Origin of the sequence: Pantoea sp. GbtcB22 (genome assembly GCF_019091025.1) — a bacterium.
Taxonomy (GTDB): domain Bacteria; phylum Pseudomonadota; class Gammaproteobacteria; order Enterobacterales; family Enterobacteriaceae; genus Pantoea; species Pantoea leporis.
Genome location: NZ_JAGXKB010000013.1, coordinates 38,246 through 49,164 on the forward strand (window position 1 = coordinate 38,246; position 10,919 = coordinate 49,164).

At 48.8% G+C, this 10,919-nt stretch carries 6 protein-coding genes and 1 pseudogene; 4 read left to right on the forward strand and 3 right to left on the reverse strand.

Annotation, left to right across the window (positions count from 1 at the left end; translation table 11 throughout):
* Positions 1-162: 162 nt before the first annotated feature.
* Positions 163-1,506 (reverse strand): salicylate synthase, encoded by a 1,344-nt coding sequence (locus tag KVT28_RS28165; RefSeq protein WP_368734939.1) that lies wholly within the window; start codon positions 1,504-1,506, stop codon positions 163-165.
* A gap of 9 nt (positions 1,507-1,515) precedes the next feature.
* A pseudogene (locus KVT28_RS28170) lies at positions 1,516-3,009 on the reverse strand ((2,3-dihydroxybenzoyl)adenylate synthase); the annotation flags it as partial.
* A 611-nt stretch (positions 3,010-3,620) separates the two neighbouring features.
* On the opposite strand from KVT28_RS28170, the gene KVT28_RS24250 reads away from it, so the two are divergent.
* Genes KVT28_RS24250 through KVT28_RS24265 form a run of 4 tightly spaced genes read left to right on the forward strand, consistent with a single transcriptional unit; the run spans position 3,621 to position 9,269 of the window.
* Positions 3,621-5,165 (forward strand): ABC transporter substrate-binding protein, encoded by a 1,545-nt coding sequence (locus KVT28_RS24250; protein ID WP_217550662.1) that lies wholly within the window; start codon positions 3,621-3,623, stop codon positions 5,163-5,165.
* Positions 5,162-6,127, forward strand: a complete 966-nt coding sequence (locus tag KVT28_RS24255; protein ID WP_217550664.1) for an ABC transporter permease — start codon at positions 5,162-5,164, stop codon at positions 6,125-6,127. The genes KVT28_RS24250 and KVT28_RS24255 overlap by 4 nt, the downstream gene beginning before the upstream one ends.
* Positions 6,127-8,523, forward strand: coding sequence for an ATP-binding cassette domain-containing protein (locus KVT28_RS24260; protein WP_217550666.1), 2,397 nt, complete (start codon positions 6,127-6,129; stop codon positions 8,521-8,523). Before KVT28_RS24255 ends, KVT28_RS24260 begins: the two co-directional genes overlap by 1 nt.
* A complete protein-coding gene (locus KVT28_RS24265; protein ID WP_217550668.1) occupies positions 8,520-9,269 on the forward strand; it encodes a thioesterase II family protein in 750 nt (249 codons plus the stop codon). The genes KVT28_RS24260 and KVT28_RS24265 overlap by 4 nt, the downstream gene beginning before the upstream one ends.
* Here the strand turns inward: KVT28_RS24265 and KVT28_RS24270 are convergent.
* Positions 9,254-10,792, reverse strand: a complete 1,539-nt coding sequence (locus KVT28_RS24270) for an MFS transporter (RefSeq protein ID WP_217550670.1) — start codon at positions 10,790-10,792, stop codon at positions 9,254-9,256. The two genes, KVT28_RS24265 and KVT28_RS24270, sit on opposite strands and share 16 nt — an antisense overlap.
* Positions 10,793-10,919: the final 127 nt, after the last annotated feature.

The window sequence follows — 10,919 nt, forward strand, 5'->3', positions numbered from 1 at the left end:
AAAATCAGATCATTGCTCAGTACCGCTATGATGAATACCAACAAGAAGGTCCGGTAAAGCGTGAGTTTGCATGCATTGCTTATGGTAAAGCTATCACTTAATGAATTTTGTCTGGTGTTCGCAGGGTTTGGGTCTGACTCCAGACCCAATTAACTTTTGACCTTAACGTTTTTTTAGAACAAAGCGGCTAATTGATTGCAATTTTTCAATCGTCTCTTCCAGTTCCCTTTCTGGTAATGACTGATCAATTATTCCTGCACCAGCCTGAAGGATATACCTATCATCATGTTTATAGAGTGATCGCAGTACAAGCGCTGCATCCTTTTCACCGCGGCTATTGATTAAAAAAACACTTCCACTATAAGCGCCTCGTGGGCAAGGTTCCAGGCGCTCGATTGCCTCGATTGCTGGTCGTTTTGGGATGCCGGATGCCGTCACAGCGGGAAAAAGCGCGCCAAATGCATGCCAGCAATTCAAGTCTGGACTGAGTTTACCCCTCACCCTGGAAGCAAGATGCTGCACGCTACCACGTTTGGAAACATGCATGAAGTCACTAATGTGAGTACTTCCCTGAATGCACAGTGGCTCCAGCTCTTCGACCGCCAGTTTCACAGATACGGCGTGCTCGGCAATCTCTTTGGTGTCGCTGGTAAGAATTTCACGTAACCGCTTATTCTCTGACTCATCGTTGCTGAGCGCACGTGTTCCTGCAAGCGGCTGTGTGCTTACCTCACCTGTTTCCGCTACTTCAACAACTGTTTCGGGACTGAAACCAATAAACTGATTGTCGTTAAGGCTGACTATAAACGAGCGGGCGGGAGTATTCTTCCGACGGCCCAAGTGATAGCTACTCAATAAGTCGATAGGCTCAGTCAGTGATATACGTCTTGAAAGAATGACTTTCTGATATAGACCTTGCTGAATCTCATCCACAGCATTGGCTACTCGCATACAATAATTATGCGCATCCTGCTCGCGGACCTGTTTCGTTACAAATTCCTGCCATTCTTTTTCACCGGCCTGAATATCAGCTATACGATCCGCATCATGAATCTGGGCCACCAGCCGTTGTAAAGCATTGGCTGAGAGGGTGGTGATTTCAGCACTTTTAGGATGCAGCTTTATCTGCATCTGTGGAATAAATAGTGTCAACAGAGGGGTATCGTCAGGTAGCTGCTTCGGCAACACATCGTGAATCAATCTGGACAATTCGAAGTGGCTGACACCGTATGCTTGCCAATCTTTGAAAGGTAATGCGTCCAGGGACTGTTGAAGATTTGATTGCCAGTTGCCGCCATGCCAGATTTGAGGGGCGACACCCGGTAAGGTGAGAACTGCGCGTTCTGGAAACAGTGATATTTGCGCGCGGCTTCCAATACCCACATCCCAGGTTCCATCCCGCTCGTAGGCAATGTGACACTCACTTTCGCTTTTAAGCAGGTGATAGAGCACATCAAGTGGAGACGCTTGTAAAGTTAATTCTGAGGTGAAAACTCCACCTTCCACGGGCTGCGCTGCCGTAGAAGAGAGCTGACGTTTATCAATTTTGCCTACGGCAGTCAGTGGCCAGCTTTTGACCGTGAGAAGCTGGTCAGGCAGCTTATGATCGCTCAGTCCTTTCTGTTGAAGATAAACACGTAGATCGCTGAGCGTAAGACCCACCTCAGCCTTAACACATGCGCAGATACGTTCGCCCAGACGTTCATCAGCAACACCGACCACAACACAATCGACTATTCCATGATAACTGGCAATAAGTGACTCGATTTCTGCACAACCAATCTTTTCACCTGCTCGATTAACTTGTTCCTTGAGCCGCCCCTCCACCAGGATATTACCCGCCTCGGTGAAACGCACTATGTCCCCTGAGCGGTAAAATTTATCCTGAGTGAATGCCTGGATGTTTTGAGATTCTGCCCGGTAATATCCACCAATAGTATATGGTCCATGCGTCAGCAACTCGCCGGATGTTTCTGGTGGTACTGTCTGCCCGTTATGATCGACTATACGTAATTGGTCTGCATCTGAAATTGGACGGCCCTGTGTATGCAGGATCACGTCATCACTATCATCTAAACGTGTACAGCAAATTAAGCCTTCAGCCATACCAAAAACCTGCTGTAACTGACAATTAAATGCCGGCTTCACTTTTGCTGCCAAGGTGCTTTCCAGACGAGCACCGCCAACCTGAATCAGCTGCAAGCTGGACAGGTCACTGTCATCCCATTCTTTGCATTCAAGCCAAAGATTTACCAGTGGAGGTACCAGTGCGGTGAAGGTGACTTTCTCTTTCTCAATAAGCGGAAAGATTTCATCACAACCCGATGTTTGTGCAAGAACGACCTTACCGCCGGAAAGCAGCGTACCAAGGACCCCAGGACATGAAAGAGTAAAATTATGTGCAACAGCCAGTGTCGCTAGATAAACGCTTTTCTGGGAGAGATAACATATTTCCGCCATGGTCCGCGCATTATAGAAGTAATCTGCATGAGTACGTGGAATAAGCTTAGGTGTACCTGTGCTGCCTCCTGAAAGCAGTAATAGTGCAATATCTTCTGAATCAGGTAAGGGAAAATTCGCAGCGCTTTGCTGGAAGTCAGGCATCAGTGGGTTAGATTCATCACTGTTATCTATCTGCCAGCACAGCATACCAGGATACTTTGCAGCAATATCCTTTGACAGTGCTTGGTAGTCATTGCCCAGATAGCGATTCGGGTATAGCCACGCAACGGGTTCTGCCAGTTTACATAATGCATCAATATCCACTGACTTTTGTCCCGGCATGGCCAGAATTGGGCGCGCACCCAGTCGAAACATCGCGAAGAGCGTAGCAACCATGCCTATAGTATTGGGAAGCTGAACCAACACGTTGTCCCCGGAACGGATACCCCGGGCAAAAAATCCGCTTGCCAGTCGATCAGCCAGGCTGTCCAGCTCGGCGTAACGCAAGTGGTTTTGTCCGGCGACAAGAGCGATATTTCCAGGCTGCTGCCTGGCCCAAAGTCGCAACTGCTCCCCTAGTGGTTGATTTACCCAATACCCCTTTTGACGGTAGAACTGTCTTTCACTCTCGCTCCAGGCGCTATAGCGCAGGCTCTCATTCATGATTTTCTCCTTACCTAAAAAAGTATGGTGGCTGTGTCGACGGACACAAAAAGGTCTCAGTTAAAGATTTGTAGACGCAGCGGTCGCGGCACACTGCAGTGCTGCTGAATATGGACTGGATGGATAATGGCGATAACTGCGTTTCTCATGAATCGGCTCTGAGTCATGAGAACTACGACTCCGGTGTTTAATCAAATTCGTCGGGCGTAATCGCACTGAGTGGTCCTGATTACCGATTTGCATCCCCCGGGCCTCGAAAGGGATATCGATAGCAAATTTTGGATCGCGAACTGGCATTGCTTGTAAAGTATTGATTACGTTGCGCTATCTGAATTACTCCTCAATAAACCACGCTACGTAGTTTCAGCATTCCTCTGATCGTGAGCAGGAAGAAAAATCACATCACGATCCTGATAATGATTATCAATAGCGCACATGATATTGTAATGATATAACATATCACGTAAGTGTTAATGAAGTGGAAATTTAAGGTTTTAGAACGGAGAGGCAGGGGAATGAACCAAGGATTAACCAGACGGACACTCATCAAAGCAATGGGTATTACCGCAGGGATAGCGATGACCAATTCATTTGCCCCTTATGCTTGGGCTGATGAAGTCAAACCGATTAGAGGGGGGGTCCTAAAAGCTGCTTTTGCTGGATCCAGCAGTGATTCGACCAATGTGTTGCGTTCCACCTATAGCAATATAGATTATGTCCGAGCCCGATTAATTTGGGATTCCCTCGCTGAAATAGACGATCAAAAAATTGTCTGGCGGTTGATGGAGTCTGCTGAACCGAATAGCGATGCTACGCGCTGGACCCTTAAAATTCGCCGGGGGGTGACCTTTAGTGATGGACGAAAACTGACCAGCAGAGATGTCATATTCAGTCTACGAACCTGGATGAGTCAACCCGGTAGCCAGAGTGGGTGGTTAAAACCGCTGAATCTTAGTGCTTCACGTGTAGAGGATGAAAGCACTCTCACATTGCAGCTCAATAAACCTGTAGGAACTTTTGATTTACTACTGGCCCAGTCTATTTTCATCTTTCCTGAAAATACTCAGGATTTTAGCGCTGCTATTGGCAGCGGTCCTTATAGCCTCAAGTCTTGGTCGCAAGATGAAAGTATCCTGCAGGCACGTCGGGATTACTGGGACAGTGCCAATGGCGGTCCGTGGCTTGATGAGATCCACCTGCATGCTATCAGTGATACATCAGCACGCCTGAATGGGCTTAAAGCAGGCCAGTTTGATTATGCCGGCGGTATGGCACTTCTGACCGCTCGCGCCGAGCAGTCTAATCCGGCGTTAAAACTTTGGCACTCTTCCAAGGCAGAAATGAGTAATCTTGCTATCAGCATGAACCTCAGCAAAGCACCTTTTAACAATCCCGAAGTGGTTGAAGCATTGAAATACAGCATTGATCGTGAGGCAATGGTACGTGCTGTCACGATGGGCTTGGGAGAAGTGGCTAATGACGCTCTGGGAGAGGGGCAACCGTGGTTCAACACTGAATTGCCGGTTCGACATTATGACGTTGACCGCGCCAAAACTATCCTGAAAAAAGCCGGTTTAGCTTCGGTGAATGCTTCTATACGCACCAGCGATTATGAATACGGGACTGCTGAGAGTGCGACATTGCTGTTGCGTCAGGTCAAAGGGGCGGGCTTCAATCTCAGTCTGAATCGCGTGCCTGCCGCCGACTATTACAGTGACTTTAACCTGCTATTAAATACTCCTCTACAAACTAATCTCTATCGTCCAATGCCTCTACCCGTAGCATTGCCATTTTATTACGGGTCCGAAGCTCCCTGGTCATTTACAGGACCCGCTTCGCCTCAGCTCGACAAGCTGATAAACGCTATGCAAGCAGCCCGTGGAGATGAACTCCGAACCCGTACAGCCGAGGTGCAACAGTGGTTGTGGCAACATGGTGGAGATGCAATTTTTGCGCGCATACCCTCTATAGCAGCTTCAACACCCTTAGTATCAGGTGTACGGGCAGCAGGATTCTTTGATTATCCGCTTCTGCGCGATGCCTGGTTGCGGCCTTCATGATTTTGGTGAGCAAAGGTAAACCTTTACTCTTACGGTCGGGGCAAGCCATTATCACGCTCTGGCTATTATCAGTGATTATCTTTACATCTATGTCGCTGGTAAAAGGGGACGCTGCTACGGCAAGGCTTGCTGGAAACGGTAGTCGCGAACAGGTGAACACGCTACGTAATCAGCTAGGTCTTAACAAACCAGCCAGCCTTCGCTATTTGAAATGGATATCTGGCGTAGCTAAGGGTGACTGGGGGACCAGCTATATAAATGGCCGAGCGGTAAGTACCCTGCTGTGGGAGCGCGGACGCTATTCGTTTGCTTTGGGAGCGAGTGCCAGCTCACTGCTGATCGTTCTGGCATTTTCGGCAGGCATTTACTGCGGACTTAACCCTGGCAATTTACTGGACAGGTTAATCAGTGTTTTTTCATTAATGCTTGTGGCGCTGCCTGAGTTTGTAACAGGTACACTACTTATTGTGTTTTTTTCTTTGACCCTTCATTGGCTGCCAGCCCTTTCCTTAATCACACCTTCCAGGTCTTTATGGTCTCAGTGGCCTCAATTCGTTCTGCCAATTATGACATTGCTCAGCGTTTGCCTCGCGCAGAATATTAAATTGATCCGCTTGGGTGTATTACGTGCCGTGCAGTCCCCTGCCTGTGAGAATGCAAGGCTCAACGGAGTACCGGAGTCAAAGGTTCTGCTGCATTGGATCCTTCCCGCAACATTGGGTCATTGCCTGCCAGTTTTGGCACGTTACATCACATATCTGTTTGGAGGCGCATTAGTTGCTGAGACGTTATTTGGCTGGCCTGGCCTGGCTGCAACATTACTCAATGCCACCTTGTCACGTGATACACCGGTAGTTATGGGTATAGCAATGTTGATTTGTACGATTACCGTGGTGCTCAATTTAATTGCCGATTGTATTACGGCACTCCTGAACCCCGCGTTTAAACAGGAGGCATGCTGATGAGTAAACGGCAACTTGCTGGGTTAGGGCTATTTCTGCTAGCAGCAATAATTAGTTTGATAGGCCCATGGCTTGCACCCTTTGCCGTAGACGAAATCCGCAATATGCCGTTTGCAGCGCCGAATGCGGGAGCGATAGCAGGTACGGATTATCTTGGCGCGGACGTATTAAGCCGAGTTCTCAGTGGTGGCCAGCAAATATTGATCCTTGCCTGCTTGAGTGTGCTGCTTGCATGGCTGTTGGGTGGTGGGCTGGGAATGGTTGCTGCGCTATACGGTCGATGGATTGACAGACTGTTACTCGCAGGTGCAGATATATTGCTGAGCGTTCCTGGATTCCTTTTGCTGACGCTGGTGGCGACCGTAAGCGGCCGTGGATATTTAGCGGCCGTCGTTGCCGCAATACTTGTGATGCTGCCAGATATTTTCCGCTTGGTGAGAGCGGTGACTCTGCAACAACTGCAGCAGGATTATGTAGAATTTGCACGTTGCCGAGGAGAGACGCTCACGGCAATTCTTTGTCGTGAAATTGCGCCTAATCTGCTGCCGTTAATGGGCGCTGATATTGGTATTAGGTTGTTGAGTGCCATATTCATCCTTGCTACAGCAAGCTTTCTGGGGCTTGGTGCCGAGCAGCCTCTGGCTGACTGGGGACTAATGATAATGGAAAACCGGCAGGGCTTAACATTCCAGCCTTGGGCTACCCTAGCTCCGGTTATCGCCATATTACTTGTGTTAATTCCTCTGAATCTTAGCCTTGATAATATGTTTCACCCTGTTCTCAGAAAAAAATTAAAACGCCAAATCCCTTCTATGAAAGCTGATTCTACTGAACTTGATATCTTAAAAATTTATCAGCTTACATTGAGATTAAAAGATCAGGTTTTGCTGCATAACATCAACCTCAAATTGAGGCACGGAGAAATCGTCGCGCTGGTTGGTCCATCAGGCAGTGGTAAAAGCACATTACTGCGAGCGGCCTTGGGTCAATATTCTGATGATGTTGTAAGCACTAGTGGCGAAGTATGGCTGGCAGGAAAGGCTGTGTCACCATTGAGCGCAACATGCCTGCGTAACTTGCGTGCAAAAACAGTGGGGTTTGTACCACAGGACCCGCGATTAAGTTTGGTGCCATCAATGACACTGGCATCGTATCTGCGCGTCATGGGAGAAAATCGAGGGCTTTCCGCTAAACAACGGGAATATCATATACAGACCCATTTCCGACAGTTGGGGCTGCCAGATGAACCTGATTTCTTGCATCGTTATCCACATGAAATTTCAGGCGGACAGCGTCAGCGTGTAATGGTGATTGCCGCTATTATGGGTTATCCCAGATTATTGATGATGGATGAACCAACCAGTGCTCTCGATGCAATAAGCGCCCGTGCTGTTATGCAATGGATCTCGGTCACCGCGCGTAAAGAGGGGATGACGGTATTGTTTGTGGCGCATGATTTACCGCAGGCATGTCAAATCGCAGACACGATCGCAGTAATGTCAGAAGGTGAGTTAGCGGAACGGCAAGCAACAGCTGACTTTGTGCGCGCACCAGAAAGCCGGGTGGGGCAGGCTTTACTTCAAGCCTGTAGGCAAGTCACGCCTGACCCTGCAATCATGCAGATTTCAGAGCCCATATTAAAATGTGAACAACTCAGAGCCTGGCATGGCAACAAGGTGGCGCTTGAACCAATAGATTTAACCCTGGGATGCGGCGAAACACTTACGATTGCGGGCCCCTCTGGTGGAGGTAAAACCACGCTTCTACGCACATTGGTCGGCTTGCACTCCAAAGCCAGCGGTACGCTTGAATTACAGGGGAGCTCACTTCCTTTGATATCACGCGCGCGCAATTTTATGCAAAAGCGTAAATTGCAATACGTCGCACAAAACCCCGCCAGCTCTCTCAATCCCTTTTATAAAGTATATTCATTACTCGAGCGTCCTCTTCGTCTGTGCTGCCCGGAACTTAATGCTGAACAGCGTAATGAGCGCATTTATGAGGTCATGCAGCAGGTTGGATTATCAAAGGCAATATTGTTATGTCGCCCACCAACACTTTCAGGCGGACAGCAGCAGCGGGTAGCCTTAGCTCGGGCTTTGATTACCCGCCCCAATATCTTGCTGTGTGATGAGGTAACCAGTGCTGTCGATGGCGCTGTAAGAACAGAACTGCTGCGCTTGCTCCAAAGTTTACAACATCAACAGGGGATTGCCTTGCTGATAGTTACTCATGATTTAACGCTGCCCGCACATCTGGGGGGGGCGCTCATGGTTATTGATAAAGGTCAGGTGGTCGAACGCGGATGCGCTGCAGAAATTCTTGCTCATCCCGTGCATCCCATTACCCGCCTGCTGGTGGAGGCAGCACAACTGACAACAGGTATCGCTTTATGACCTCTTCCTGGATTAAAACTCTAGCGCGACACTCTTCACCACAAATACAATTATTCTGTTTGCCGCATGCTGGGGGTAACGCTGCGCTGTATCGTGGATGGAGAGAAATACTTCCGCCGGAAATTGAGTTGAATCTGATCTGCTATCCGGGGCGCCTAGATCGTTTACAGCAACGAATGCCCACGTTAATGAGTGAACTTGTGCGAGAACTTGCGGATGCGATCGCCCCCATTCTCAATAAAAACTGGGCCATACTGGGGCACAGTATGGGGGCAGTAGTTGCCCATGAGACCGTGTTGGAATTACAGCGAAGGGGAAGGGCATCACCAATACTTTTGGCCGTATCAGCGCGTGAAGCGCCGCAGTTTCATAAGCCGGGTATATTGCACCAGCAGGACGACGATGCACTTTGCAATGAATTGTTACGGCTAAAGGGTACTGATCCTGTCCTGCTGGCAATGCCCGAGATACGAGAACTTATTCTTCCAACAATGCGCGGTGATTACGCCATGATTGAACAGTGGCAGTTGAGCTCGTCTCAGCCGCTAGAATGTCCTATTGCAGCGTTTGTGGGTAATGAGGATCCAGAGCTCTCAGTGCAGCACGCACAAGGATGGTCAAGCTGGACGTCTACGGGTTTTACGCTTGACCGTTTTGATGGTGGACATTTTTACTTCAGTGATAACCCACAGCCGCTTATAGAACGGCTGCGGGAACGCCTATACCAGTATCAGACGGTTTCCTGAATCTGCTCGGGTTGGTGTGGGGGTGGGCGAATAAGCCAGAATGCGGCTAATCCCGCTAAAATGCTCGCCATAGCTGCTAGGCGAAACAGCAAGTTAAGCGCATCGACCCAAGCCTGTTTTGCCTGTAATTGCAACGCAGGCGCTGACTGCAGGGCACCAAATTGTGCACTGCTGACTTCCTGCAATGTTGATGCGGGTTGGCTGATTCCGGAGGCGTTCAGTAGAGAGTACGGTAATGCCTGATGAAGCACATGACTAAGGATGAGACCAAAAAAGGCGATTCCAACCGCTGTCCCCAACGGGAAGAACGTATTAGCGGTTCCAGAAGCGACACCAGCCTGATGAGGAGGAACGACGCTGACGGCAAGATCCATCAGATGTGGCATGGTCAGACCGGCACCCGCTCCAAGCATCAGCAGTAAAGGCAGAATAACCTCCCAGTCGCTATCAGTAGTGACATGACTGCTGATCGCAAGTCCTGCAGCAACGATAAACATGCCAGCGGCCAGTAAGACACGAACAGAAATGCGTCGTGAGAGCGGACTACTCAGACCGGCTGCGATAACCATGGCGACAGACTGGCATAGCAGTATCAGCCCCGTATGCCAGGCCGAATAATGAAGTATTCCACTTAGCCACAGCGTAATGAATGGAAGCAGGCCGAAACTGAAAATTCGACCGGCAAAGCTCAAGAGTATTGCTCCGATAAAGGTTGGGATACCAAAAAGACCAAGATTTAGCAGTGCTCTCTCTCCGCGGCGGCCCTCCAGCCAGATAAAAAGTGCTGCGCTTATGAATCCTACAACCAGCGTAAACTGGACTTCCGCAAGAACATAGGCGCCGCTTGAAAAGGTCAGTGCAGCATAGTTCATGCTAAATAAGGAAAGCGTTATTAAAAACGAACCTGCCAAATCCAGGGGATAGCGCGGAGGCGAAACGGGTTTTTCAACTACAAAACGCAGGGTTAAAAAGATAATTAGCAACCCAACAGGAATGTTAATTGCAAACAGCCATGGCCAGCTTGCCCATTCGATTAATACGCCTCCAACAAGAGGGCCGCTAGCGGCAGAAATAGCTCCACCTGCGGCAAACAACCCTACCGCGCTCGCGCGGACCTGTGGGGGTTCTCCTTCACATGCACTGGCAATTAACGCCAGCGCCGTACCAAGCACCATCGCGCCGCCGGTGCCCTGAACGATACGGGCGATAATCAGTATATTTATTGAGGGGGCTAACGCGCACACGAGTGACGCTAGTAAGAAAAGTCCATTTCCGTAGAGGAATATATGACGCCGTCCGAACCTATCTGACATGGCTCCCGCTAATAACAATAGTGCAGCAAAGCTAAGCGTATATCCATTAATTACCCACTGTAAGTGTGCAAGATTGGTTAGAAAATCTTCTCCTATTTTAGGCAGTGCAATATTCACCACTGTAATATCAAGCGTCATAATAGCGGCACTTAATGCCGCAACCAGTGTTGTCCACTTACGGTTTTGAACGCGGCTCCTGTCCTCTGACATACGGTCAATCCTCTTATCAGTGTATTCATGAGTATGATTAAGCAAAAAAGATTTTGGTAATGATTATCATTCATCGCCTTTTATTGTTATGTTATAACATACAAATTTTTACGCAAATACGTTAAGC